This window comes from Pantoea sp. BL1, from assembly GCF_000963985.1.
In the GTDB taxonomy this organism is placed as follows: Bacteria; Pseudomonadota; Gammaproteobacteria; order Enterobacterales; family Enterobacteriaceae; genus Pantoea; species Pantoea rwandensis_B.
The window spans coordinates 71,117-97,177 of the sequence record NZ_JZRH01000033.1; the positions used below are offsets into that span (position 1 = coordinate 71,117).

22 protein-coding genes and 3 tRNA genes are annotated in these 26,061 nt (G+C 55.1%); 21 read left to right on the forward strand and 4 right to left on the reverse strand.

Features of this window, described 5'->3' with window-relative positions; all coding sequences use genetic code 11:
• The first annotated feature begins 156 nt into the window (after positions 1-156).
• From sucA to VH86_RS16290, 18 genes are all read left to right on the forward strand, one after another.
• Entirely contained in the window at positions 157-2,964 is a 2,808-nt protein-coding gene (gene sucA, locus VH86_RS16210) for a 2-oxoglutarate dehydrogenase E1 component (RefSeq protein ID WP_038648207.1), read from the forward strand.
• Between the two features lie 15 nt (positions 2,965-2,979).
• Positions 2,980-4,200, forward strand: coding sequence for a 2-oxoglutarate dehydrogenase complex dihydrolipoyllysine-residue succinyltransferase (odhB, locus tag VH86_RS16215; RefSeq protein ID WP_038648204.1), 1,221 nt, complete (start codon positions 2,980-2,982; stop codon positions 4,198-4,200).
• 61 nt (positions 4,201-4,261) lie between these two features.
• A complete protein-coding gene (sucC, locus tag VH86_RS16220) occupies positions 4,262-5,428 on the forward strand; it encodes an ADP-forming succinate--CoA ligase subunit beta (protein WP_034829153.1) in 1,167 nt (388 codons plus the stop codon).
• Positions 5,428-6,303: a succinate--CoA ligase subunit alpha gene (gene sucD / locus VH86_RS16225; RefSeq protein ID WP_034829155.1), complete on the forward strand. Its 876-nt coding sequence runs from the start codon at positions 5,428-5,430 to the stop codon at positions 6,301-6,303. The genes sucC and sucD overlap by 1 nt, the downstream gene beginning before the upstream one ends.
• A gap of 703 nt (positions 6,304-7,006) precedes the next feature.
• Positions 7,007-8,578 carry a cytochrome ubiquinol oxidase subunit I gene (cydA, locus tag VH86_RS16230; protein ID WP_045816495.1) on the forward strand — a complete coding sequence of 524 codons (1,572 nt, stop codon included), beginning with the start codon at positions 7,007-7,009 and terminating at the stop codon, positions 8,576-8,578.
• 11 nt (positions 8,579-8,589) lie between these two features.
• Positions 8,590-9,729 carry a cytochrome d ubiquinol oxidase subunit II gene (gene cydB / locus VH86_RS16235; RefSeq protein ID WP_045833523.1) on the forward strand — a complete coding sequence of 380 codons (1,140 nt, stop codon included), beginning with the start codon at positions 8,590-8,592 and terminating at the stop codon, positions 9,727-9,729.
• Positions 9,730-9,744: 15 nt separating this feature from the next.
• Positions 9,745-9,858, forward strand: a complete 114-nt coding sequence (gene cydX / locus VH86_RS25180) for a cytochrome bd-I oxidase subunit CydX (RefSeq protein WP_058962355.1) — start codon at positions 9,745-9,747, stop codon at positions 9,856-9,858.
• Complete coding sequence (gene ybgE, locus VH86_RS16240; RefSeq protein ID WP_045833524.1) at positions 9,858-10,151, forward strand: cyd operon protein YbgE; 294 nt, start codon at positions 9,858-9,860, stop codon at positions 10,149-10,151. The genes cydX and ybgE overlap by 1 nt, the downstream gene beginning before the upstream one ends.
• A gap of 176 nt (positions 10,152-10,327) precedes the next feature.
• A complete protein-coding gene (ybgC, locus tag VH86_RS16245) occupies positions 10,328-10,750 on the forward strand; it encodes a tol-pal system-associated acyl-CoA thioesterase (RefSeq protein WP_202404442.1) in 423 nt (140 codons plus the stop codon).
• A complete protein-coding gene (gene tolQ, locus VH86_RS16250) occupies positions 10,747-11,433 on the forward strand; it encodes a Tol-Pal system protein TolQ (protein WP_034829162.1) in 687 nt (228 codons plus the stop codon). Before ybgC ends, tolQ begins: the two co-directional genes overlap by 4 nt.
• Positions 11,434-11,446: 13 nt before the next feature.
• On the forward strand, positions 11,447-11,875 hold the full coding sequence (tolR, locus tag VH86_RS16255; protein WP_034829164.1) for a colicin uptake protein TolR: 429 nt from the start codon (positions 11,447-11,449) through the stop codon (positions 11,873-11,875).
• Positions 11,876-11,900: 25 nt separating this feature from the next.
• Positions 11,901-13,187, forward strand: a complete 1,287-nt coding sequence (tolA, locus tag VH86_RS16260) for a cell envelope integrity protein TolA (RefSeq protein WP_045833525.1) — start codon at positions 11,901-11,903, stop codon at positions 13,185-13,187.
• A 115-nt stretch (positions 13,188-13,302) separates the two neighbouring features.
• Positions 13,303-14,598, forward strand: a complete 1,296-nt coding sequence (gene tolB, locus VH86_RS16265; RefSeq protein ID WP_045833526.1) for a Tol-Pal system beta propeller repeat protein TolB — start codon at positions 13,303-13,305, stop codon at positions 14,596-14,598.
• A gap of 64 nt (positions 14,599-14,662) precedes the next feature.
• Complete coding sequence (pal, locus tag VH86_RS16270; RefSeq protein ID WP_034829168.1) at positions 14,663-15,178, forward strand: peptidoglycan-associated lipoprotein Pal; 516 nt, start codon at positions 14,663-14,665, stop codon at positions 15,176-15,178.
• 9 nt (positions 15,179-15,187) lie between these two features.
• A complete protein-coding gene (cpoB, locus tag VH86_RS16275) occupies positions 15,188-15,991 on the forward strand; it encodes a cell division protein CpoB (protein ID WP_034829170.1) in 804 nt (267 codons plus the stop codon).
• A gap of 165 nt (positions 15,992-16,156) precedes the next feature.
• Positions 16,157-16,232: transfer RNA gene (locus VH86_RS16280), tRNA-Lys, on the forward strand.
• A gap of 52 nt (positions 16,233-16,284) precedes the next feature.
• Positions 16,285-16,360: transfer RNA gene (locus VH86_RS16285), tRNA-Lys, on the forward strand.
• 32 nt (positions 16,361-16,392) lie between these two features.
• A tRNA-Lys gene (locus VH86_RS16290) sits at positions 16,393-16,468 on the forward strand.
• 683 nt (positions 16,469-17,151) lie between these two features.
• Here the strand turns inward: VH86_RS16290 and VH86_RS16295 are convergent.
• Positions 17,152-18,633 (reverse strand): AlkA N-terminal domain-containing protein, encoded by a 1,482-nt coding sequence (locus tag VH86_RS16295; RefSeq protein WP_045833527.1) that lies wholly within the window; start codon positions 18,631-18,633, stop codon positions 17,152-17,154.
• A 345-nt stretch (positions 18,634-18,978) separates the two neighbouring features.
• On the opposite strand from VH86_RS16295, the gene VH86_RS16305 reads away from it, so the two are divergent.
• The 3 genes from VH86_RS16305 (at position 18,979) to pnuC (ending at position 21,421) form a co-directional block, all read left to right on the forward strand.
• On the forward strand, positions 18,979-19,476 hold the full coding sequence (locus VH86_RS16305; RefSeq protein ID WP_045833529.1) for a methylated-DNA--[protein]-cysteine S-methyltransferase: 498 nt from the start codon (positions 18,979-18,981) through the stop codon (positions 19,474-19,476).
• A gap of 135 nt (positions 19,477-19,611) precedes the next feature.
• The gene (gene nadA / locus VH86_RS16310) at positions 19,612-20,673 is read left to right on the forward strand and encodes a quinolinate synthase NadA (RefSeq protein ID WP_038648170.1); all 1,062 of its coding nucleotides are present in this window, start codon (positions 19,612-19,614) and stop codon (positions 20,671-20,673) included.
• A gap of 25 nt (positions 20,674-20,698) precedes the next feature.
• Positions 20,699-21,421: a nicotinamide riboside transporter PnuC gene (gene pnuC / locus VH86_RS16315; RefSeq protein WP_045833530.1), complete on the forward strand. Its 723-nt coding sequence runs from the start codon at positions 20,699-20,701 to the stop codon at positions 21,419-21,421.
• On the opposite strand, the gene zitB is transcribed toward pnuC, so the two are convergent.
• Genes zitB through VH86_RS16330 form a run of 3 tightly spaced genes read right to left on the reverse strand, consistent with a single transcriptional unit; the run spans position 21,415 to position 26,001 of the window.
• Positions 21,415-22,380, reverse strand: a complete 966-nt coding sequence (gene zitB, locus VH86_RS16320; RefSeq protein WP_038648164.1) for a CDF family zinc transporter ZitB — start codon at positions 22,378-22,380, stop codon at positions 21,415-21,417. The two genes, pnuC and zitB, sit on opposite strands and share 7 nt — an antisense overlap.
• A complete protein-coding gene (locus VH86_RS16325) occupies positions 22,349-25,435 on the reverse strand; it encodes an ATP-binding protein (RefSeq protein ID WP_045833531.1) in 3,087 nt (1,028 codons plus the stop codon). The genes zitB and VH86_RS16325 overlap by 32 nt, the downstream gene beginning before the upstream one ends.
• Positions 25,417-26,001, reverse strand: a complete 585-nt coding sequence (locus VH86_RS16330) for a response regulator transcription factor (RefSeq protein ID WP_038648159.1) — start codon at positions 25,999-26,001, stop codon at positions 25,417-25,419. Before VH86_RS16330 ends, VH86_RS16325 begins: the two co-directional genes overlap by 19 nt.
• Positions 26,002-26,061: the final 60 nt, after the last annotated feature.

Below are 26,061 nucleotides of genomic sequence, written 5' to 3' on the forward strand. Positions count from 1 at the left end.
TTTATAAGCGCGGTACTGACCACGCTTATAAAGGTTCCCTTACGGGCCAGGCGCCGGTTGCGCACAGGTTCGTATCGCTGAACTCACTACGGCAAGCCGCGAAAGCGGCAACAAATGAAACCTCATAAAAAGCAGATTAATGCTTAAGGGATCACAATGCAGAACAGCGCGATGAAACCCTGGCTGGACTCCTCCTGGCTGGCCGGCGCGAACCAATCCTACATAGAGCAACTCTATGAGGATTTCCTGACCGATCCTGACTCAGTTGATGAAATGTGGCGCGAGCTGTTCCAACAGCTGCCCGGCACTGGCGTGAAACCTGAGCAGTTTCACTCCACCACGCGTGATTACTTCCGCCGCCTGGCAAAAGATGCGACCCGCTACACATCCTCAGTCACCGATCCGGCCACCAATTCCAAACAGGTTAAAGTGCTGCAGCTGATCAATGCGTTCCGCTTCCGCGGCCATCAGCACGCTAACCTCGATCCGCTCGGCCTGTGGAAACAGGATCGGGTTGCGGATCTCGAACCTTCTTATCACGATCTCACCGACGCCGATTTTCAGGAAAGCTTTAACGTAGGTTCCTTTGCGATTGGCAAAGAGACCATGAAGCTGGCTGATCTGTTCGCGGCGCTGCAGCAGACCTATTGTGGCTCGATTGGTGCAGAGTACATGCACATCAACAACACCGATGAGAAGCGCTGGATTCAGCAGCGTCTGGAATCGGTGGTCGGCCATGCGTCATTCAGCAGCGACGAGAAAAAAGGTTTCCTGAAAGAGCTGACTGCGGCTGAAGGTCTGGAAAAATACCTCGGCGCGAAATTCCCGGGTGCAAAACGCTTCTCACTGGAAGGCGGTGATGCACTGGTGCCGATGCTGCGCGAAATGATTCGCCATGCAGGCAAAAGCGGTACGCGTGAAGTGGTTCTCGGGATGGCGCACCGTGGCCGTCTCAACGTCCTGATCAACGTCCTGGGTAAAAAGCCACAGGATCTGTTTGACGAGTTCTCAGGCAAACACAAAGAGCACCTCGGCACCGGCGACGTGAAATACCACATGGGCTTCTCGTCTGACGTTGAAACCGAAGGTGGTTTAGTGCACCTGGCGCTGGCGTTCAACCCGTCACACCTCGAAATCGTTAGCCCAGTGGTCATGGGTTCGGTGCGTGCACGTCTGGATCGTCTGGCTGAGCCAAGCAGCAACAAAGTTCTGCCGATCACCATCCACGGTGATGCGGCGGTGATCGGCCAGGGCGTGGTGCAGGAAACCCTGAACATGTCTGCGGCGCGCGGTTACGAAGTGGGCGGTACCGTTCGCATCGTGATTAATAATCAGGTCGGTTTCACCACCTCGAACCCGAAAGATGCGCGTTCAACGCCTTACTGCACCGACATCGGCAAAATGGTTCTGGCGCCAATCTTCCACGTGAATGCGGACGATCCAGAAGCGGTGGCGTTCGTGACTCGCCTGGCGCTGGATTATCGCAACACCTTCAAACGCGACGTGTTTATCGATCTGGTGTGCTACCGCCGTCACGGCCATAACGAAGCGGATGAGCCAAGTGCAACCCAGCCGCTGATGTACCAGAAAATCAAGAAACACCCAACGCCACGTAAGATCTACGCCGATCAGCTGGAAAGCGAAGGTGTGGCGACGTTAGAAGATGCGACCGAACTGGTCAATCTCTACCGTGATGCGTTGGATGAAGGCGAATGCGTGGTGCCAGAATGGCGTCCGATGAGCCTGCACTCCTTCACCTGGTCGCCGTACCTGAACCACGAGTGGGATGAAAACTATCCTGCCACGGTTGAGTACAAACGCCTGCAAGAGCTGGCGCGCCGCATCAGCAGCGTACCGGAAGCGGTAGAAGTGCAGTCGCGCGTGGCGAAGATTTACAACGACCGTAAAGAGATGGCGGAAGGCAACAAGCCATTTGACTGGGGCGGCGCGGAAAACCTGGCGTACGCCACGCTGGTTGATGAAGGCATTCCAGTCCGTCTGTCAGGTGAAGACTCCGGCCGCGGTACCTTCTTCCACCGCCATGCAGTGATCCACAACCAAACCAACGGCTCAACCTACACCCCGCTGCACCATGTCCATAACGGCCAGGGTCAGTTCAAGGTCTGGGATTCCGTGCTGTCCGAAGAAGCGGTACTGGCCTTTGAATATGGCTATGCCACCGCAGAACCGCGCGTGCTGACCATTTGGGAAGCGCAGTTCGGCGATTTCGCCAACGGTGCTCAGGTGGTCATCGACCAGTTCATCAGCTCTGGCGAGCAGAAGTGGGGCCGTATGTGTGGCCTGGTGATGCTGCTGCCACACGGTTATGAAGGCCAGGGCCCAGAGCACTCCTCTGCGCGTCTGGAGCGCTATCTGCAACTCTGTGCTGAACAGAACATGCAGGTGTGCGTGCCGTCAACGCCAGCACAGGTTTATCACATGCTGCGCCGTCAAGCGCTGCGCGGTATGCGCCGTCCGCTGATCGTGATGTCACCGAAATCGCTGCTGCGCCATCCGCTGGCGGTCTCCAGCCTGGAAGAACTGGCCAATGGCAGCTTCCAACCGGCGATTGGCGAGATTGACGATCTGGATCCGAAGCAAGTGAAACGTGTGGTGATGTGTTCCGGTAAGGTTTATTACGATCTGCTGGAACAGCGTCGCAAGAATGAGCAGACCGATGTCGCCATCGTGCGTATCGAACAGCTCTATCCGTTCCCGCACAAAGTGGTGCAGGACGTATTGAAAAATTATGCGCATGTGCAGGATTTCGTCTGGTGTCAGGAAGAGCCACTGAACCAGGGCGCATGGTATTGCAGTCAGCATCATTTCCGCGAAGTGGTTCCATTCGGTGCGTCACTGCGTTACGCAGGTCGTCCGGCTTCTGCTTCACCAGCCGTGGGCTACATGTCCGTACATCAACAACAGCAGCAAGACCTGGTTAACGACGCGCTGAACCTTGGTTAATTAAAAGGAAAGAAAATGAGTAGCGTAGAAATTCTGGTTCCCGATTTGCCTGAATCCGTAGCGGACGCAACGGTTGCAACCTGGCACAAAAAACCCGGCGATGCGGTCAGTCGCGATGAAGTACTGGTTGAGATTGAAACGGACAAAGTTGTGCTTGAAGTGCCTGCTTCAGCAGACGGTGTACTGGAAGCGATTCTGGAAGACGAAGGCGCAACGGTGCTCTCGCGCCAGCTGTTAGGCCGCCTGGTGGAAGGCAACAGCGGTGGTAAAGAGACCTCTGCGAAAGTAGAAACGAAAGAAGCGACACCAGAGCAGCGTAAAACCGCGTCTCTGGAAGATGAGAGCAACGATGCGCTGAGCCCAGCGGTTCGTCGCCTGATCGCTGAAAACAACCTCGACGCCAGCCAGATCAAAGGCACCGGTGTGGGTGGTCGTCTGACGCGTGAAGATGTTGAGAAGCATGTTGCGAAGAAAGCCGACGGCGCGAAAGCGGCGCCTGCAGCAGCGGCCGCGGCACCACAGGCTGCTGTGGCTAACCGCAGCGAAAAACGCGTACCGATGACGCGCCTGCGTAAGCGTGTGGCTGAGCGTCTGCTGGAAGCGAAAAACAGCACCGCGATGCTGACCACCTTCAACGAAATCAACATGAAGCCGATCATGGATCTGCGTAAGCAGTACGGCGACGCGTTTGAGAAACGTCACGGTGTGCGTCTGGGCTTCATGTCCTTCTACATCAAAGCCGTGGTTGAAGCCCTGAAACGCTATCCAGAAGTGAACGCTTCTATCGATGGCGAAGATGTGGTTTACCACAACTACTTCGACGTCAGCATCGCGGTGTCTACGCCGCGTGGCCTGGTAACCCCAGTGCTGAAAGATGTTGATGCGCTGAGCATGGCTGACATCGAGAAGAAAATTAAAGAACTGGCGGTGAAAGGCCGTGACGGTAAGCTGACGGTTGACGAGCTGACCGGCGGTAACTTCACCATCACCAACGGTGGCGTGTTCGGTTCCCTGATGTCTACCCCGATCATCAACCCACCGCAGAGCGCGATTCTGGGCATGCACGCGATCAAAGAGCGCCCGATGGCGGTCAATGGTCAGGTTGTCATCCTGCCAATGATGTATCTGGCTCTCTCTTACGACCACCGTCTGATCGATGGCCGCGAATCCGTTGGCTATCTGGTCGCGGTGAAAGAGATGCTGGAAGATCCGGCACGTCTGCTGCTGGACGTCTAATTTTCGCCGGGCGCATCGCACAACGGTGCGCCCAAACTCATATCTGAATGGATAGAACATCATGAACTTACATGAATACCAGGCGAAGCAGTTGTTTGCTCGCTATGGCATGCCAGCTCCAACTGGTTACGCCTGCGCTACCCCACGTGAAGCAGAAGAAGCCGCCTCTAAAATTGGCGCAGGTCCGTGGGTAGTAAAATGTCAGGTACATGCCGGTGGCCGCGGTAAAGCGGGTGGCGTGAAAGTGGTGAACAGCAAGGAAGATATCCGTGCATTTGCTGAGCATTGGTTGGGCAAGCGTCTGGTGACCTACCAAACTGATGCTGATGGTCAGCCGGTAAACCAGATTCTGGTTGAAGCAGCGACTGACATCGACCAGGAACTGTATCTGGGTGCGGTGGTTGACCGTGCTACCCGTCGCGTGATCTTCATGGCTTCAACTGAAGGCGGCGTGGAAATTGAAAAAGTGGCGGAAGAAACCCCGCACCTGATCCACAAAATGGCGCTGGATCCGCTGGCCGGTCCTCAGCCTTATCAGGGCCGTGAGCTGGCGTTCAAACTGGGTCTGTCCGGCAAGCAAGTCAGCCAGTTCACCAAAATCTTCATGGGTCTGGCGACCATGTTCCTGGAACGCGATCTGGCAATGGTTGAGATCAACCCGCTGGTGATCACCAAGCAGGGCGATCTGATCTGCCTCGATGGCAAACTGGGCGCAGACGGTAACGCACTGTTCCGTCAGCCTGAGCTGCGTGAAATGCGCGATCCAAGCCAGGAAGATCCACGTGAAGCACACGCGACACAGTGGGAACTGAACTACGTTGCGCTGGATGGCAACATCGGCTGTATGGTGAACGGTGCTGGTCTGGCAATGGGTACCATGGACATCGTGAAACACCACGGTGGCCAGCCTGCTAACTTCCTCGATGTCGGCGGCGGCGCGACCAAAGAGCGCGTAACCGAAGCCTTCAAAATCATCCTGTCTGACGATGCCGTTAAAGCGGTATTCGTTAACATCTTCGGCGGCATCGTGCGTTGCGACCTGATCGCAGACGGCATCATCGGTGCAGTAGCAGAAGTGGGTGTGAACGTGCCAGTCGTGGTACGTCTGGAAGGTAACAACGCCGAGCTGGGCGCGAAGAAACTGGCCGACAGCGGTCTGAACATCATTGCAGCAACCAGCCTGACAGACGCTGCGCAGCGTGTTGTTGCTGCCGCGGAGGGTAAATAATGTCCATTCTTATCGACAAAAACACCAAAGTCATTTGCCAGGGTTTCACCGGTGGCCAGGGGACTTTCCACTCTGAGCAGGCTTTGGCCTATGGTACGCAGCTGGTTGGCGGTGTCACGCCAGGCAAAGGCGGCACCACGCATCTGGGTCTGCCAGTGTTCAACACCGTGCGTGAAGCGGTAGAAGCCACGGGCGCAACTGCCACCGTGATCTACGTTCCAGCTCCGTTCTGCAAAGACGGTATCCTGGAAGCCATCGACGCAGGCATCAAACTGATCATCACCATCACCGAAGGTATCCCAACGCTGGATATGCTGACTGTGAAAGTGAAACTGGATGAAGCTGGCGTGCGCATGATCGGCCCGAACTGCCCAGGCGTGATCACCCCAGGCGAATGTAAGATCGGTATCATGCCGGGCCACATTCACCAGCCAGGCCGTGTCGGTATCGTATCCCGTTCAGGCACCCTGACTTATGAAGCCGTTAAGCAGACCACTGACATCGGCTACGGCCAGTCAACCTGCGTGGGCATCGGTGGTGACCCGATCCCAGGTTCAAACTTCATCGATATCCTGAAAATGTTCCAGGATGACCCACAGACCGAAGTGATCGTGATGATCGGTGAGATCGGTGGTAGCGCTGAAGAAGAAGCTGCAGCCTTCATCAAAGAGCACGTGACCAAGCCGGTTGTCGGTTACATCGCAGGTGTGACTGCACCGAAAGGCAAACGTATGGGCCACGCAGGCGCCATCATTGCCGGTGGTAAAGGCACCGCTGACGAGAAATTCGCAGCGCTGGAAGCGGCCGGTGTGAAAACTGTACGCAGCCTGGCTGACATCGGCGACGCCGTTAAAGCGGTTCTGCCAATCAAATAAGCCGTCACTTGTGATGAGCATGAAGCCACCTTCGGGTGGCTTTTTTTATTCCTGAAAGAGCAGGGGAAGCCAGTGGCAACAACACCCTGTGCAGAGTCACACAAAAAGCAGGGAAAAACCCTAACGGAGATAAAATCTGCCGCTATGCTTACTAAGTTGGTAAGGTAAAGATAGGAAAATGTGCGTGATTTCACATGAGAAATAAAACCTTAGCATCCGGTATTAACGTTAAAAAAATACGGGAGAAGTAATTATTTCCTTAATTGCATCACGCGTATATGACAACTAATTAACAACAACGCTAACACTACATATCTGAAAAAATATTGTCTTAATCCAGATCAATAAAGCGTGAGATATAACAAACTTTACTGCTGGCATCACGCACGACAAACGGTATAAATTGCGCTGCATCAATTCAGTCTTTTCCGCGAATTTTCAGGAGTTTGAGCCAGGCGTTGTTAGCGCAATTCTGTCGCCTCCTTGCATCACACTCCCGCTCGAAACAGATTGAAGCGATCGGTTTTTCGGGAAATTTTCAACACTGTTACTCACTCATTTCGGGCTACAGATTTCTCTGTTCTGTCAGTAATAAAACTGGAATCAATAATCAGTCGTTCCTGGATCTTATTCTGCACGTCAATGTTCGTTGTTTACCGTTGTCAGCCGCAGAGTAAATTCATGCGAGGAGCAAGGAGTCATCATGTTAGATATTGTCGAGCTGTCGCGTTTACAGTTTGCCCTGACGGCGATGTACCATTTCCTGTTCGTCCCTTTAACGCTGGGTATGGCGTTTTTGTTGGCGATCATGGAAACCGTATATGTCCTGACGGGTAAGCAAATTTATAAAGATATGACCAAGTTCTGGGGCAAGTTGTTCGGTATCAACTTTGCGCTGGGTGTCGCAACCGGTCTCACCATGGAGTTTCAGTTCGGGACCAACTGGTCATATTACTCCCACTACGTCGGCGATATCTTTGGTGCGCCGCTCGCCATTGAAGGCTTGATGGCGTTCTTCCTTGAATCCACCTTTGTTGGTCTGTTCTTCTTCGGTTGGGATCGCCTCGGCAAAGTCCAGCACCTGGCGGTGACCTGGCTGGTGGCGCTCGGTTCTAACATGTCCGCACTGTGGATTCTGGTGGCAAACGGCTGGATGCAAAACCCGATCGCCTCTGAATTCAATTTCGAAACCATGCGCATGGAGATGGTGAGCTTCTCCGAGCTGGTGCTCAACCCGGTTGCGCAGGTGAAATTTGTTCACACCGTGGCGGCAGGGTACACCGCTGGCGCGATGTTCGTGCTGGGTATCAGTGCCTGGTATCTGCTGAAAGGCCGTGATGTGGCTTTCGCTAAGCGCTCATTCGGTATTGCAGCTAGCTTCGGCATGGCGGCGATCCTGTCCGTGATCGTGCTGGGTGATGAATCCGGTTATGAAATGGGTGACGTACAGAAAACCAAACTCGCAGCAATTGAAGCTGAGTGGGAAACGCAGCCTGCACCTGCGGCCTTCACGCTGTTTGGTATTCCCGATCAGGATTCGCAGGAGAACAAGTACGCCATTCAAATCCCGTATTTGCTCGGGTTGATTGCGACGCGATCGGTGGATACGCCGGTCACCGGTCTGAAAGATCTGCTGTCGCAACATGAAGTGCGCATCCGCAACGGCATGAAAGCCTACGCGTTGCTGAATGAACTGCGCGCGGGGAGCAAAGATCCGACGGTGCGTAGCCAGTTCGAAGCCAGCAAACAGGATCTCGGTTATGGCTTGCTGCTGAAGCGCTATACCCCGGATGTCGCCAATGCGACCGAAGCGCAGATTCAAAAGGCCACGCAGGATTCGATTCCACGCGTGGCTCCGCTCTATTTCGCCTTCCGCATCATGGTGCTGTGTGGCGTGCTGCTGCTCGGCATTATCGCGCTCTCATTCCTGAGTGTGATTCGTAACCGCATCGGCAAGAGCCGCTGGTTGCTCAAAGCGGCGCTGTACGGTATTCCGCTGCCGTGGATTGCCATCGAGTCAGGTTGGTTTGTCGCTGAGTATGGTCGTCAGCCGTGGGCAATTGGTGAAGTCTTACCGACTGCGGTGGCGAACTCATCACTGACCGTCGGCGATCTGCTGTTCTCGATGATTTTGATTTGCGGTCTTTACACCCTTTTCCTGGTGGCGGAAATGTATCTGATGTTCAAGTTCGCCCGTCTGGGTCCTAGCAGCCTGAAAACAGGTCGCTACCATCATGAGACCGTGAAAGCGGCTGCTCAGCCCGTGCGTGGATAAGGAGAGCGACCATGTTTGATTATGAAGTATTGCGCTTTGTCTGGTGGCTGCTGATTGGCGTGCTGCTGATTGGCTTTGCGGTCACCGACGGTTTCGATATGGGCGTGGGTATGCTCACTCGCATTCTCGGCCGTACCGATACCGAACGCCGCATCATGATAAACAGCATCGCCCCGCACTGGGACGGCAACCAGGTGTGGCTGATCACCGCTGGTGGCGCGCTGTTTGCCGCCTGGCCAATGGTTTACGCCGCAGCGTTTTCCGGCTTCTATGTGGCGATGATTCTGGTGCTGGCTTCGCTGTTCTTCCGCCCGGTAGGTTTTGACTACCGTTCGAAGATTGAGGACATGCGCTGGCGTAACACCTGGGACTGGGGCATTTTCATCGGCAGCTTCGTTCCACCGCTGGTGATTGGCGTGGCCTTCGGCAACCTGTTGCAGGGGGTACCTTTCCATGCGGATGAGTATCTGCGCCTGTTCTACACCGGTAACTTCTTCCAGTTGCTGAACCCGTTTGGTTTGCTGGCGGGGGTGATCAGCGTCGCGATGATCCTGACGCAAGGGGCGACCTATCTGCAGATGCGTACCAACGGCGAACTGCATCTGCGTGCGCGCGGCACCGCGCAAATCAGTGCGCTGGTGATGATGGTGTGCTTCGTATTAGCCGGTGTGTGGGTGAAATACGGAATAGATGGCTATGTGCTGAAAAGCGTCATCGATCATCACGCAGCATCCAACCCGCTGGGCAAAGAAGTGGTGCGTGAAGCCGGTGCGTGGATGGTGAACTTCGAGCAGACGCCAATCCTGTGGCTGTTCCCGCTGCTTGGCGTAGTGCTGCCGCTGCTGACCGTGCTCTGTTCGCGCATGGAGAAGGGCGCCTGGGCGTTTGTCTTTTCTTCATTGACGCTGGCATGCGTCATCATGACCGCAGGCATCGCGATGTTCCCGTTCATTATGCCTTCCAGCACCGTGCCGGGCATTAGCCTGACCATGTGGGATGCCACCTCAAGCCTGCTGACGCTGAAAGTGATGACCTTCGCCGCCATCATCTTTGTCCCGATTATCCTCGCCTATACCGCGTGGTGTTATTACAAGATGTTTGGCCGTATCACCAAAGAACACATTGAGAGCAATACGCACTCCCTGTACTGATTAAGGAGATTGAGCATGTGGTATTTTGCCTGGATTCTTGGCACTTTGCTGGCCTGTGCGTTTGGCGTGATCACGGCGCTGGCGATTGAGCAAGCAGAAGAGAGTGGCGCAAAGGATAAACAACACTGATGCGCACACTGATTCAGACGCTGTATCGTCTGATGGACAAGGGCCCGTTACGGGCCCTTTCGCTGATACTGGCGCTGTGGCTGGCGGGCTGTGTTATCTGGCAACCGTCACGCTTTGCCGCCCGCACGAGCGACTTAGCCATCTGGCATGGATTATTGATGATTTGGGCGGTGTGCACTGGGGTGATTCATGGTACGGGCTTCCGTCCATTGCAAACGCGCTGGCGAGCCGTGTTTTCACCATTGCCCGCGATGATCGTACTGATTCTGGGAATCTATTGGTTCTATCATTGAGTCCCCGATGCTGTTTTATCCGCTTTATTTGGGCGCTGACGTGAGTTTATGTCAGTGCCTGGTCAAGAAATATCCTGAAATTCCTTCCAGTTGTTAACGTGTGATAATTATTTTCTCCTGGCTCTGGCGGACCATTCCCAAGCCGATCTCACTTGCGTATAGTAGCAACGTTTAAAATGAGACCGGGATGTAGAGTGAGTACAACGCTGTTTCGCTGGCCGGTTCGGGTCTATTACGAAGACACCGACGCCGGTGGTGTGGTTTACCACGCCAGTTATCTTGCTTTCTATGAACGAGCACGTACCGAGATGTTGCGCCAGCACCATTTCAATCAACAAGCCCTGTTAGAAGAGCAGGTGGCGTTTGTGGTACGACGCATGACGATAGACTTTGTTGCCGCAGCACGTCTTGACGATCTTCTGGATATCCAGAGTGAAGTGACCGCCATGACTCGCGCCACCATGACGTTCTCGCAGCGTATCGTGAATGCAGAAGGCAAAGTGCTGAATGAAGCAGAAGTCCTGATTGCCTGCATCAACCCACATCTAATGAAGCCGATTGCGCTTCCCAAGTCTATTGTCGCGGAGTTCAAGCAGTGACTGACATGAATGTTCTTGATTTGTTCCTGAAGGCGAGCCTTCTGGTCAAACTTATCATGTTGATTTTGATCGGCTTTTCTATTGCCTCATGGGCGATCATTATTCAGCGCACGCGCATCCTGAATGCAGCGGGTCGCGAAGCCGAAGCCTTTGAAGATAAGTTCTGGTCAGGTATCGAATTATCGCGCCTGTATCAGGAAAGCCAGGGGCGCCGCGATGAACTGGGCGGTTCTGAGCAAATTTTCTATTCGGGCTTCAAAGAGTTCGCCCGTTTGCATCGTGCAAACAACCATGCACCCGAAGCGGTGGTAGAGGGCGCTAGCCGTGCGATGCGCATCTCCATGAACCGTGAGCTGGAAGCGCTGGAAAACCACATTCCTTTCCTTGGCACCGTCGGTTCTATCAGCCCGTATATCGGTCTGTTCGGAACGGTGTGGGGGATTATGCACGCCTTTATCGCGCTTGGCGCGGTGAAGCAGGCGACGTTGCAGATGGTTGCGCCGGGTATTGCCGAAGCGTTGATCGCCACGGCAATCGGTTTGTTCGCGGCCATTCCTGCCGTTATGGCGTATAACCGTCTGAACCAGCGTGTCAATAAGCTGGAGCAGGGCTACGACAACTTTATGGAAGAGTTCACGGCTATCCTGCATCGTCAGGCTTTCTCCACCGACAACACGAAGTAAGTCGAGGTTAACGATGGCCAGAACCCGTGGTCGCGGGCGCCGCGACCTTAAGTCGGAAATCAACATAGTTCCACTGCTGGACGTGCTGTTGGTGTTGCTGCTCATCTTTATGGCAACCGCGCCGATTATTACGCAGAGCGTGGAAGTGGATCTGCCTGATGCGACCGACTCGAAAACGGTCTCAACGGATGATAATCCTCCGGTCATTGTTGAAGTGGCTGGCGTCGGGCAATACAGCCTGGTGGTTGATCACGATCGTATGACGCAGCTGCCGCCGGAACAGGTGGTGAGTGAAGCACAGCGTCGCATTGAAGCCAATCCAAAGACGGTGTTCCTGATTGGTGGAGCGAAAGACGTGCCTTACGACGAAATCATCAAGGCGTTGAACCTGTTACATCAGGCAGGCGTGAAATCTGTCGGTTTGATGACACAGCCGATTTAAAGCGAACCGTTTTTGGGATCCGAGAGTGTCGAAGGTAACCGAGCAGAACGACAAGTTAAAACGCGCGATAATCATTTCGGTGATTCTGCACATCGTGCTGATCGCCCTGCTGATCTGGAGCTCGTTTAACGAAAAGATCGAATCCAGCGGCGGTGGCGGCGGCAGTGACATTGATGCCGTGATGGTCGATTCCGGCGCGGTGGTTGAACAGTACAATCGCCAGCAGAATCAGCAACGCGACAGCCAACGTGCTGAACAGCAGCGCCAGAAACAATCACAGCAGCAGGCGGAAGAGTTACAGCAGAAGCAAGCTGCTGAGCAGCAGCGTCTGAAAGAGCTGGAAAAAGAGCGTTTGCAGGCGCAGCAGGAAGCCAAAGAGCAGGCGAAACAGCAGGCTGAGCAGCAGAAAGCCGCTGAAGCAGCAGCGAAACAGGCGCAGGATCAGCAGAAAGCTGCAGAAGCAGCTGCCGCAAAGGCCAAGGCTGACGCCAAAGCCGAAGCAGATGCGCAGGCTAAAGCGGCGGCAGATGCCAAAGCTAAAGCGGTAGAAGAGGCGAAGCAGGCAGCAGCGGACGCGAAGAAGAAAGCGGACGAACAGGCCAAAGCAGCGGCTGCTGAAGCGGCGAAAGAGAAAGCGGTAGAGCAAGCCAAAGCCGCCGCCGAAGCGAAAGCGCAAGCTGCCGCCGAGGCCAAAGCGCAGGCTGCAGCTGATGCTAAGGCGAAAGCCGCTCAGGAAGCCAAAGAGGCTAAAGAGCAAGCTGCCGCAGAAGCAAAAGAAAAAGCCGCTGAGGCAGCGAAAGAGAAAGCGGCTGCCGACGCGAAAGCGAAAGCGGATGCTGCCGCGAAAGCGAAAGCTGATGCTGCCGCCAAAGCGAAAGCAGCCGCAGATGCTAAAAAGAAAGCCGCTTCTGAAGCTGCGAAGAATGAAAGTGACGTTAATGACCTGTTAGGTGGACTCTCGTCCGGTAAGAATGCACCGAAAAGTGGCACGGCTTCTGGCGGTGCGGCAGGGCAGGGGAATCAGAAGAAAGCGGGTGCGTCAGGCGCAGAGATTAACTCTTATATGGGCCAGGTCGTTGGCGCGATTCAAAGTCGCTTCTATGATGCGGATACCTTTAAGGGTAAAGAGTGTAATCTGCGTATTAAGCTGGCACCAGACGGCTTGTTGATTGACGTGACAGCAGAAGGTGGCGACCCGGCATTGTGCCAGGCTGCAATCACCGCAGCGAAGCAGGCTCGTATTCCTAAGCCACCATCGCAAGCAGTGTATGAAGTGTTTAAAAACGCCCCAATGCGTTTCAAACCGGAATAATGCAGTAACCCACGGCAGGTTGAACTAAGGTTAGCTTGCCGTAATTTATGAACACTCGTGTTTTTCAGGAACTGTGCGAATTATCGTGGACTCAGGTTCAGATAAGGGAGAAAAGATGAAGCAGGCACTTCGTGTAACCTTAGGTTTTTTTGTACTGCTGTGGGCAGCCATGCTGCACGCAGAAGTGCGCATTGAAATTACGCAGGGCGTGAACACCGCACGCCCAATTGGTGTGGTGCCGTTCAAATGGGCTGGCCCAGGCGCGGCGCCAGAAGACATTGGCGGCATCGTGGCGGCTGACTTGCGCAACAGCGGTAAATTCAACCCGCTGGATCGCTCACGTCTGCCGCAGCAGCCTACCAGCGCGCAGGAAGTGCAACCTGCAGCCTGGAGCGCATTGGGTATTGATGCGGTTGTCGTGGGTCAGGTCACGCCGAACCCGGACGGTAGCTACCAGATCGCTTACCAGCTGGTGGACACCGGCGGTACACCGGGCACGGTGCTGGCGCAGAACTCTTACAAAGTCACCAAGCAATGGTTGCGTTATGCAGGCCACACCGCCAGTGATGAAGTGTTTGAGAAGCTGACCGGTATCAAAGGCGCATTCCGCACGCGTATCGCGTATGTGGTGCAAACCAACGGCGGCCAGTTCCCGTATGAATTGCGCGTATCTGACTACGATGGTTACAACCAGTTCACCGTGCACCGTTCACCAGAGCCACTGATGTCACCGGCCTGGTCTCCAGACGGCAGCAAAGTGGCCTACGTGACCTTTGAAAGCGGTAAGTCGGCGTTAGTGGTACAAACGTTGTCAAACGGTGCCATTCGTCAGGTTGCTTCTTACCCGCGCCACAACGGTGCTCCGGCATTCTCGCCGGATGGATCGAAACTGGCGTTCGCGCTGTCTAAAACTGGCAGTCTGAACTTGTACGTGATGGATCTGGCCTCAGGTCAGACGCGTCAGGTGACCGACGGTCGCTACAACAGCACTGAACCGACCTGGTTCCCGGATAGCCAGACACTGGCCTATACCTCGGATCAGGCAGGTGCGCCTCAGATTTATAAAGTGGGTATCAACGGCGGTGCGCCACAACGTATTACCTGGGAAGGTTCTCAGAACCAGGATGCGGATGTGTCAACTGACGGCAAAACCATGGTGATGATCAGCAGCGCCGGTGGCGCTCAGCATGTCGCCAAACAGGATCTGGTAACGGGAGCCGTTCAAACAATAACGGACACGTTCCTGGATGAGACGCCAAGTCTGGCGCCTAACGGCACGATGGTAATCTATAGCTCTACTCAGGGGATGGGTTCCGTGTTGCAGTTGGTTTCAACAGATGGGCGTTTCAAAGCGCGTCTTCCGGCAACTGATGGACAGGTCAAATTCCCTGCCTGGTCGCCGTATCTGTAATGCATGAATCCCCTGCATAGCGGGGGATGACAATGTATAGCAAACAAAATAATAGGATAAAGAAATGCAACTGAACAAAGTGCTGAAGGGTTTGATGCTGGCTCTGCCGGTAATCGCGGTAGCTGCATGTAGCTCGCACAAAAACAACAACAACGACCAGACTGGTATGGGCGCAGACAACGGCGCTTACGGTGCTGGCCAGAACGGTAACATGTCTTCTGATGAGCAAGCGCGTCTGCAGATGCAGCAGCTGCAGCAGAACAACATCGTTTACTTCGGTCTGGATAAGTATGACGTGGCTTCTGACTACGCTCAGATGCTGGATCAGCACGCAGCATTCCTGCGTGGCAACCCGTCTTACAAAGTGACCATCGAAGGTCATGCGGATGAGCGCGGTACTCCAGAATACAACATCGCCCTGGGCGAACGTCGTGCTAGCGCCGTTAAAATGTACCTGCAGGGTAAAGGCGTTTCTGCTGACCAGATGTCTATCGTATCTTACGGTAAAGAAAAACCAGCTGTACTGGGTCATGACGAAGCGGCTTACGCTAAAAACCGTCGTGCCGTACTGGTTTACTAAGAGCATCACATGATGAGTAACTTCAGACTTCATCTATTGAGTCTGTCGTTACTGGTTGGCGTAGCGGCCCCCTGGGCCGCTAATGCCCAGGCGTCAATCAGTAGCGTTGGCTCAGGCTCGGTCGAAGACCGTGTCACCAATCTTGAACGTATCTCCAATGCCCAGGCTCAGCTTCTGCAGCAGTTGCAGCAGCAGATGAGTGACAACCAAAGCGATATCGATTCGCTGCGCGGCCAAATCCAGCAGAACAGCTATCAACTGAATCAGGTGATTGAGCGCCAGAAGCAGCTCTATCAGCAGATTGACACGTTGAGCAGCGGTAATGCGGGTGCACAGGCGAGTGGTGGCGGTGATGCCGCAGCGGCTGGTGCAGCAGCGGGAAACGCTGATGCAGGTGGTAGCAATGCCAGTGGAAGTACCGCTGCCCCTGCACAAACCGGCGATGCGAATACCGATTACAACGCAGCAGTCGCGCTGATTCTTGAGAAGAAGCAGTTCGATCAGGCCATCACGGCCCTGCAGGCGTGGGTGAAGAAATATCCCGACTCCACCTATCAGCCCAATGCCAATTACTGGCTCGGTCAGTTGTATTACAACAAGGGCAAGAAAGATGATGCCGCTTACTATTTTGCCACTGTGGTAAAAAATTACGCGAAATCGCCGAAAGCCCCGGAAGCGCTGTTTAAGGTTGGTGTGATCATGCAAGAGAAGAACGATACGGCGAAAGCCAAAGCGGTCTATCAACAAGTGATCAAACAATTCCCGACCAGCGAGTCTGCCAAGCTGGCGCAAAAGCGTCTGGCTGGGATGTAATTTGTGCAGCAGAGACCGGATTTCGTATGATTTCTGGTCTTGCAGCATGAAAGGTAAGCAATTGAGTGATTTGGTGATAAATAAGGGTTGCGCCCTCCCGCTAAATCAGTAATATATGCCGCCGTTGCCCGGGCAGTTTAACAAAGCGTCCGGCAGCCTGAAGATGGGTCGTTAGCTCAGTTGGTAGAGCAGTTGACTTTTAATCAATTGGTCGCAGGTTCGAATCCTGCACGACCCACCATCTTAACCTGCTGTATGTTAGATGTTTTCTTCAGAAGCTTCACAACTTTGATGGGTCGTTAGCTCAGTTGGTAGAGCAGTTGACTTTTAATCAATTGGTCGCAGGTTCGAATCCTGCACGACCCACCATCAAGTTTAAAGTTGTAAGCCGCTCCTCGAGCGGGTCGTTAGCTCAGTTGGTAGAGCAGTTGACTTTTAATCAATTGGTCGCAGGTTCGAATCCTGCACGACCCACCACTATGTAGAAAGGCGCCCTAAAGGCGCCTTTTTGCTTTTCTGCGTTTCTCAAAGAAGTTAGCTGGGATTGCTGTGAGTCTGAGCGTCAGCCCGTCAAGGCGGGACGGATCGCGAAGGAGTCTCACATCCCTGTGGATCGGCCTCGCCATCCATGGCTCGGACGCTTCGCTCTTCCGCTCCCGCCTTGACCGGCTTATGAGGCTTAGTTGCTGCTTCATGAAAATTGCACAGATATGGCATGAAGGCGGTGATAAGGGGCGGTGGAGTAAAGCTTGTGGCGCAGGGATGCGCCACCAGAGCCTACAGGGATGTATTTACGGCGTCTTTACGCAACCGCCCCTTATTGCCGACTGGAACGCACTGTCGTTGTTTTACTAACGACTTAAGTGTGCACTCGATGGCCCTATACATGGCTCGGACGCTTCGCTCTTCCGCTCCCGCCTTGACCGGCTTATGAGGCTTAGTTGCTGCTTACTAAAAAGCGCACAAATGTGACATGAAGGCGGTGATAAGGGGCGGTGGAGTAAAGCTTGTGGCGCAGGGATGCGCCGCCAGAGCCTACAGGGATGTATTTACGGCGTCTTTACGCAACCGCCCCTTATTGCCGACTGGAACGCACTGTCGTTGTTTACTAGCAGCTAGAATGCACGACAGATGGCCCCATTCCCAAAACGTACGCACAGTCATGCCTTTTTCTTTTTGTCAGCCGATTTATCAGGCGTCAAACTCTTCCAGATATGCAACACGGCATAGCTGCGCCACGGGCGCCAAACCTGCGATAACTGCTCTGCCACTTTGGCACTTACCCCACCCAGATTATTACGAATCGCAATATCCTCTTTAGGGAACGCATCTGGCCAGCGCAGGGCGCGCATGGCAATATAACTCGCCGTCCATGGACCAACGCCCTTTAATGCCAGCAACTGCTGCTGAACCACGTCAGGATTCACTGCGCCGTTAAAACGCAACGCACCGGAGGCGCATGCCTGTGCCAGCGCCTGAATCGCCTGCGAGCGAGCGCTCACAATGCCGAGACTGGCGATATCATCAATGGTTGCGCTAGCGAGCGATTCCGCCGTCGGGGGCAGCCGGGAGAGTTCAGGCCAGGGCGTTGCTAAAGGCTCGCCGAAACGCTGCGCCACGCGACTGCTCAGCGTGGTGGCCGCTTTCACCGTCACCTGCTGGCCAAGAATTGCACGCACCCCCAACTCAAAGCCGTCAAACGCCCCAGGAACGCGTAACCCAGGATAACGTGCCAGACTCTCAGCTAACAACGGATCCTGGCTTAGCTGCTCGCTGATGCGCTGTGGCTGGGCATCCAAATCAAACAGGTCACGCAGGCGACGCAGCAGAGCAGGCAAAACCGGCGTTAAGGTGGTGGTGAACTGCACCTTGAGCGCCTGTTTTTCCGGCAAATGGCTGACACGCACCCAGCCCCGACAGTTTCCCAGCGCCACGGTACGGTGATAAGCCCCTTCACTAACCCACTCGGCCTCTTTCATCACGCGCTGCTGAAGAAAATCCAGGATGGCATCCCAGTCATAAGGGGGACGATAACTCAGACGCAGTTCCGCGCTCTCCTGCACAGTGGTCACGCTCTCCGGCTGACTCTGCTTGCGCAGACGCGAAGGCGTCATACGGTAGCGAGCCTGAAACACATCGTTAAAGCGGCGCAAACTGCGAAAGCCGCTGGCGTAGGCGATTTCGGTGACGGGCAACGAAGTCTCCGTCAGGAGTTGCTTGGCCAGCAGCATGCGCCGCGTTTGGCGCAGCTCCAACGGTGACACGCCCAGCTCCTGCTGGATCACGCGGCGTAGCTGGCGTTCACTCAGGTCAAACTCGCTGGCAATATCGGCCAGCGTTTCTTGTTCCTCCAGCAAGCCCTCTTCAATACGACGAATCAAGCGATCGGCGATGCGGTGATGGCTATCGACCGGGGCGAAGCCCGGTGCCAATTCAGGACGACAGCGCAGGCACGGTCTGAAATGCGCTTTCTCGGCGGCTTCGGCGCTGTTAAAAAACAGGCAGTTCTTCTGCATCGGCGCTTTCACCGGACAAATGGGCCGACAGTAAATGCCGGTTGAGGTTACGCCAACAAAGAACACGCCGTCGAAACGACTGTCGCGCGAGGTCAGCGCCTGGTATGCAATCTCGGGGTCAAACATCATCGTCTCCAGCTCATAAACCGGCTATACCTTTCCTGCTTTAAGGCGCAGAAGCACTGGCTGCTCTCGTTCATCCGAATCACGTACTTGATAAAGTGCATCGGGATGATGAACTTCCTAAGGAAGGTTCCCCTGCGGGCCAGCGCTGTTTGAATCGGCTGTTCGAAGAGTCTCTCGTTTGCCGACTTTATGCACCTTGCATTATTTTGGGTATCGTCGCGCAAGTGGCAAAGCAAAACTCGCTGCTTTCGGACAGCTAACCAGTTTATGCTCATGACCGAAAACAGCCAGTTTATCGCGGCAGAAGTGCGATAATGACACACTGATTTATGCCGGAGGTGCCTTATGTATCATGCCAAAATCATTCCAACGCCAGTGGGTGAGCTGACGTTGATTGCGACCGATAATGGGTTATCAGCGATTCTGTGGGAAAACGAAGGCTCGCAACGCGTGCCGCTGAAACCCATCAGCCGTAACGATCAGCATCCGATTCTGTGTGAGGCCGAGCGCCAGCTGCGCGAATATTTCGCCGGAGAGCGCCAGCAGTTCGACATGCCTTACGACACGGTCGGCACTGACTTCCAGAAAAAAGTCTGGCAAGCGCTGCTCACCATTCCGTTTGGTGAAACCCGTAGCTATCAGCAAATCGCGGAACAGATCGGCAACCCGAAAGCCATGCGCGCGGTGGGCGCAGCTAACGGTAAAAATCCTCTGTCGATCATGGCGCCCTGCCATCGGGTGATTGGCAGCAACGGTAAGCTCACCGGCTTCGCGGGCGGTCTGGCGGTGAAAGCTTTCTTGCTGGAACTGGAAAACCCGCAGAAATCGTTAGGTGGCTTGTAAACCGGATAAAAAAGAGACGACACTCTCGCGCATTTCCGCTATCGTGTTTAGCATATAAAACACGATGGCGGTTTTGATGCCGCATCATCGCTGTAAAAGGCGATTTTGTTAAATTGAGAAAACGAGAGCCGTGTCATGAGTCTGATGTTCGATCCTGAAAGCGCGATTTATCCCTTTCCGCCGAAGCCGGCGCGTCTCAGCCAGGATGAAAAATCCCATTACATCTCTGAAATCAAACGCTTATTAAAAGAGCGCGATGCGGTGTTGGTCGCGCACTATTATACCGATCCTGAAATTCAGGCGCTGGCGGAAGAGACCGGCGGCTGTGTCTCGGACTCACTGGAAATGGCGCGTTTCGGCAGCACCCATCCGGCGAAAACGCTACTGGTGGCGGGCGTGCGTTTTATGGGGGAAACCGCAAAAATTCTCAGCCCGGAAAAAACGGTGTTGATGCCGACACTGCATGCAGAGTGTTCGCTGGATCTCGGCTGTCCGATCGACGAGTTCAATCGCTTCTGTGATGAACATCCGGATCGCACCGTGGTGGTGTACGCCAACACTTCAGCCGCCGTCAAAGCGCGCGCAGACTGGGTCGTCACCTCCAGCATTGCGGTTGAACTGATCGAGCATCTCGACAGCCTGGGCGAAAAAATCATCTGGGCGCCGGATCGTCATCTGGGCCGTTACGTCACCCAACAGACCAAAGCGGACGTACTGTGCTGGCAGGGCGCGTGCATCGTGCATGATGAGTTCAAAACCCAGGCCTTACAGCGCATGAAGACGCTCTATCCAGAAGCGGCGATCCTCGTGCATCCGGAATCCCCGCAGGCGATCGTCGACCTGGCAGATGCAGTGGGATCCACCAGCCAGTTGATTCAGGCGGCGAAAAACCTGCCACATCCGCAAATGATCGTGGCGACCGATCGCGGCATCTTCTACAAGATGCAGCAGGCGGTGCCGGATAAAGAGTTGCTGGAAGCGCCAACCGCAGGTGAGGGCGCGACCTGCCGCAGCTGTGCGCACTGTCCGTGGATGGCAATGAATGGCCTGAAAGCGATTGCGGAAGGGCTGGAGCACGGCGGTAGCGAGCATGAAATTCATGTCGATGACGCGCTGCGTGAAGCCGCATTGATACCGCTAAATCGCATGCTAGACTTTGCAGCACAACTCAAACTCAAGGTGAAAGGGAACGCCTGAGGCGGCTTTCATACAGGTGCAGATCATGGACTTCTTCAGCACACAAAATATTTTGGTTCACATTCCTATCGGCGTTGGGGGCTACGACCTCTCATGGATCGAAGCGGTGGGCACGCTTGCGGGCTTGCTGTGCATCTGGCTTGCCAGCCTGGAGAAGATCATCAACTACTTCTTCGGGCTGATTAACGTCACCTTGTTTGCGGTGATCTTCTTCCAGATTCAGCTGTATGCCAGCTTACTGCTGCAGCTGTTCTTCTTTGTCGCCAATGTTTACGGCTGGTACGCGTGGAGTCGACAAAACACCGCCAACGAAGCTGCACTGAAGATTCGCTGGCTGCCGTTGCCGAAAGCCCTCGGCTGGAGCGCGGCGTGCGTCATCGCCATTGCGCTGATGACGCTGTATATCGATCCGGTCTTCGCGTTTCTGACCAAAACCGCCGTCGGTATCATGCAAAGTTTCGGCCTGAACGTGACGATGCCACAACTGCAGCCGGATGCGTTCCCGTTCTGGGATTCCTGTATGATGGTGTTGTCGATTGTGGCGATGATTCTGATGACGCGAAAATACGTCGAGAACTGGCTACTGTGGGTGGTGATCAACGTGATTAGCGTGATGATCTTTGCCCGCCAGGGCGTGTACGCCATGTCACTGGAGTACGTGATTCTAACGTTGATTGCACTTAACGGTTCACGCTTGTGGATGCAAAGCGCGCGCGAACATGGGTCGCGCGCGCTGTCGAATCAATGAGGGTGATGGGCGTGGCCATCCAGCGTGAGATGCTCATGTGAGTGATGATGCGAGCTCTGTTCGGCGCAGAGTTCGCAATCATGACCGGTACAAGGCTGATACTCCATCTGCACAGTGGCATGCGCAATCTGATAGTGCTCATGCAAATACTGATGAATACGCACCAGCAACCCATCATGATCATAAGGTGGGATCACCTGCACATGTAATGTCAGCACCGGCTTCTCTCCCACTTGCCATACATGCACATGATGCACGTTACGCACTTCCGCGATGTTGCGTGTCAGTTCGCGCGCCAGTTTATCCACGTTAATGCCGCTCGGCGCGCCCTCCAGCAGCTCATGCAGACTTTCCCGCAGCAACGACCACGCGCTGCGTACCACCAACAGTGAAACCAGCAGCGAGAGAATCGGGTCAATCGGCGTCCAGCCGGTTAGCATGATGATAATGGCAGCGGCAATCGCGCCGACGGAGCCGAGCAGATCACCCAACACATGCAGTGCTGCCGCGCGCACGTTGAGATTTTTCTCTTCGCTGCCACGATGTAACAGCCAGAAAGAGAGCAAATTGGCCAGCAGGCCGGCAATGGCGATGCCGAGCATCAACCCACCCTGGATAGGTTGTGGCTGATAGAAGCGGCGCAGTGCTTCCCAGACAATCAATACGGTAATCACCAACAGCGCGATAGCATTCACAAAGGCGGCAAGTGTGGTGAGGCGCAGCAAGCCAAAGGTGTGACGGGCGCTGGGTTTGCGCTGGGCAAACTGCACCGCCAGCAAAGCCATCAACAGCGCGGCGGCGTCAGTGAGCATATGTCCGGCATCTGCCAGCAGCGCCAGCGAACCCGACACCACGCCGCCAATCACTTCGGCAACCATAAACAGCGCGGTGACGCCGAACGCCGCCGCCAGACGCGTACGATTGCCGTTATGCGCGCCGTGAGAATGAGTGTGTGCCATAACTTTCCAGTTGTTCGAGTAACCTGTTCGTTAATGATATCAGTAAATTGAACGCATCATCGTCCAGACGCTGCTGTTTTGCCTGATCAGTCAGCTGCTGACAATATTCGGCAATCTCATCCATGCCCAGCAACAGCCAGCTGCCTTTCATGCGATGGGCGGCACGCTCGACAGCGGGCCAGTCAGGCTGGAGGCTGGCGGCCAGCAGCGCATCGCGATCCTGCTGCAATGTGCGTTGCAGTGTCTGGCAAATCCGCGGGATAAAGGCCTCATTGTGCTGTGCCAGAATCAATAAACTGTCAGGCAATTGACGGAGAGGATCGCGCACCGTCCGTGCCAGCAGTGCTGCCAGATGATCGAGCTCAATCGGTTTCAACAACAGCGCTTCGTCCTCTTGCAACGCGATCTTCAGCAGTTGCACATCGGCAGAGCAGAGCACGCGCAGTGCCGGCTTGCTGCGGCGCTGCTGGCGGCGACGTAAAATGCGCAGCAGTGTTAATCCATCCGGGCGCGGCATCATCTGGTCAATCAACAGCACATCAAACGGCTGAAGCGCATCGGCGCGCAACAGGCTGCGCCCCTCTTCGAACACCTGCGCCGTGATAGCGAATTGAGCCAGCTGCTGCTGCAATACCAGCAGATTGGTGGGATGGTCATCGACAATCGCCACGCGCAGGTGCGGATAGCGCGGCCAGGCAGCATGGCGTTCGGTGGGCGCATCCTCACAAATGTCGAGCGGTAATATCACCTCCACCTTGGTGCCTTGCTCCGGTGCAGAAGTCAGCGTTAACTGGCCGCCCATACGTTGCACTATCTCGCGGCAGATAAACAAACCCAGCCCGCTGCCCTGCACCGCATGGCTTTTGCCGGACGGAGCCTGATACCAGGGTTCAAACAGCTGAGCCTGTTCGCTGAGTGGAATGCCGCTGCCGCTGTCGGCGACCGTGAACTGAATCTGGTCCGTTACGGCGAGCGACAGCCGGACTTCGCCCTGGCGCGTGAACTTCAGCGCGTTGGCCACCAGATTGTTCACCACCTGCTGCAAGCGATCGCCATCCAGCATCACGCGCGTCGGCAAGGGCGTGAGCGCCTCAACCAACAATATCGGACCGGATTCACGCATCAAAGGGTGATAGAACTGCTGCTGTTGCTGCAGCCAATCTGCCAGATTGAGAGGATGCGGTGCGAGGCGAAAACTCTGATTCTCAATACGCGCATGGTCTTGCAGGTCGTTCAGCAGCGCCATCAGCGAGCGCGCACTGCTGTGCATCAGTGTCAAACGTTCGCTGGGATGCTGCTGCTGTTCGAGCTCCAGCAGGCCCAGAATCGCCTGCATTGGCGTGCGCAATTCGTGGCTGGCGGTGGCGAGGAACTGACTTTTGGCGGCGTTAGCGCGCTCTGCCTGTTCACGCTGCAGGCGATCGCGCCGCTGTTGCAGGTAGCGGCGCAGCAGCAGCACTAACAGCAGCACAATGATCATCCCGGCAGCCATCAAAATCATCAGTGGCACATTGCGCATCGCCATACTGGTGCCGGGCTGGGGGGGCTGTGACCAGTTAATGCGCATCTGATTGAGCGTATCCGGTGGGATTTGCTGCAGTGCATGGTCCAGCAGCGCCTGGAGTTGCGGCTGATCCTGGCTCACCTGAGGTGCCAGTGGCCAGGCAACATCGCTGGCGGCAAAGGCTAAATGGACACGATTATCCGTGTGGCTGGCCATGCGCCAGCGTGCAGACAGCACATTATCCACCAGCGCATCAATCTGACCATTGTTCAGGGCTTGCCAGAGTTGCGCACGGTCATCGAACAGTTGGGGCGTGATGTCTTCAGGCAGCAAGCGTTGGGCCCGATCGGCTCGCAGCACGCCCACACGCTGCTTTTGCAGAGAGGGCCAACTCATCGGCTGTTGCGTGTTAAGCGTGTAGATCCCCCAAATTGCACGCCATACCGGCAGTGTGTTGCTGCTGGCATCGTCGCCATTCAAAGGCTGTAACAGATTGAGCATCACCTGATGTTGTTGCATCAGCGTCTGCGCCTGTTGTGGATTGTTTACCCAGTGCGGCGTAAAGCGCAATCCGGTGCTTTGGCTTAACGCATTAAGCAGATCAATGCCAAAACCGCGCGCATTGCCGTTGCCATCGCGATAGCTCCAGGGGGCGTTATCCACTTCTGCGGCATAAGGAATCTCACTGTGTGCGGCCAGCCACTGCTTCTCGGCAGCCGAGAGCATCAACGTTTGCGTATCCTGATAGCGTAGCAATGGTGGGCTCCAGCGCTGTTGCACGCGGTTACTGAACTCTGCGGGCAGCAGACGTAACTGAGTATTGAGCCAGTGAATCAGTGTGGGATCGCGCGCCAGCGCCCGTAGCGACAGTTCACCGGCGCCGGGATCGGCGGTGATCTGGTAAATTTGCCCCTGCTGCAGTTGATTGAGCAGAAAGCCGGCGCTGGTTTCATCCGCCACCAGATAGTCACTTTGCTGATTGAGCAGCACATACAGCGCCTGCAAATCGCCGGGCAGGCTGTGCCAGCGATGGTTTTGTACAAAGGCATCAGGCAGTTGCGCCAGTGTCGCTTGCGCGATGGTGAGCTGGGCGTTTTCACTGTTGAACATCACCGCGCGTTGATTATCACGATTGCGGTAGATGCGGATCGGGCTGTTAACCCAACTGTCGCTAACCAGGATGTTTTCCGGCAACTGCGCATGTTCGTTGCTCAGCACGAAATCGACGTCACCGCGCTCAAGTGCTGCCAACTGCTGGGCGCGATCGGCGTAACTTTGCAGGCTAAAGTGTGTGCCGGTCAATTGGCTCAGCGCGCTGAGGTAATCGGCATCAATGCCCCAGATACGATTGCCAATTTGCATCGCCCAGGGTGCGCTGTTTTGCGCCGGCACGGCAACGCGCAAGGTGGGTTGCGGCCATGGCTCGACATGCGGTGCAGGCATCATGGCGGGGAGCATCACGCTGCTGGCAGGCTGTAGGTCGGCTCGCACTGTAAAGCTAATCAGCAGCAGACACAGCCAGAGAATGGCTTTCACTGTTGGGCTTTCCACAGTTCAGCCAGTTCCACCACTGACTGCACGCCGGTTTTCTCCAGAATGTTTTTCTTATGGGTGCTGACGGTTTTATTGCTGATATGCAGCTGTTCACCAATCTGCAAATTCGAGAGGCCGCGCACCAGTAGTGCGACTATTTGCTGCTCTTTCTCGGTGAGCGGCAGTTCGATACGTTCAGGCAGCGGTGGAAACGCCTGCTGTCCGCCAAGCACGGCCAGAATCGCACTGAGCAACTGCGCCATGCTTTGACTCTTCACTACATAGCCCGCCGCACCGAGCGAAACGGCGCTGAGTAATGTGTGGCGACTCTGCTGCGCGGAGTAAATCAATACCGGGCAGTGCGGATCGCGGGCGCGCAGACGGCGCAACAGTTCGAGGCCATCACTGTCCGGCAGGCCGATATCGAGCACAATAAGATCAAATTGATGCTGCTGTAAAAGCTGACGCGCCTCAGCTTCGGTCGCGGCGGCGTGCAGTTTTACCGGGATAGGGGAGTGGATACAGGCCGCTTCCAGCGCGACTTCAACTAAAGGATGATCATCAATAAGCAGCAGTGAAGCCATGAAACAGTTCCTCTGAATTTCATGGCTTCAGCATAGCGGAAAAGCGTGAGCGGAAATAGA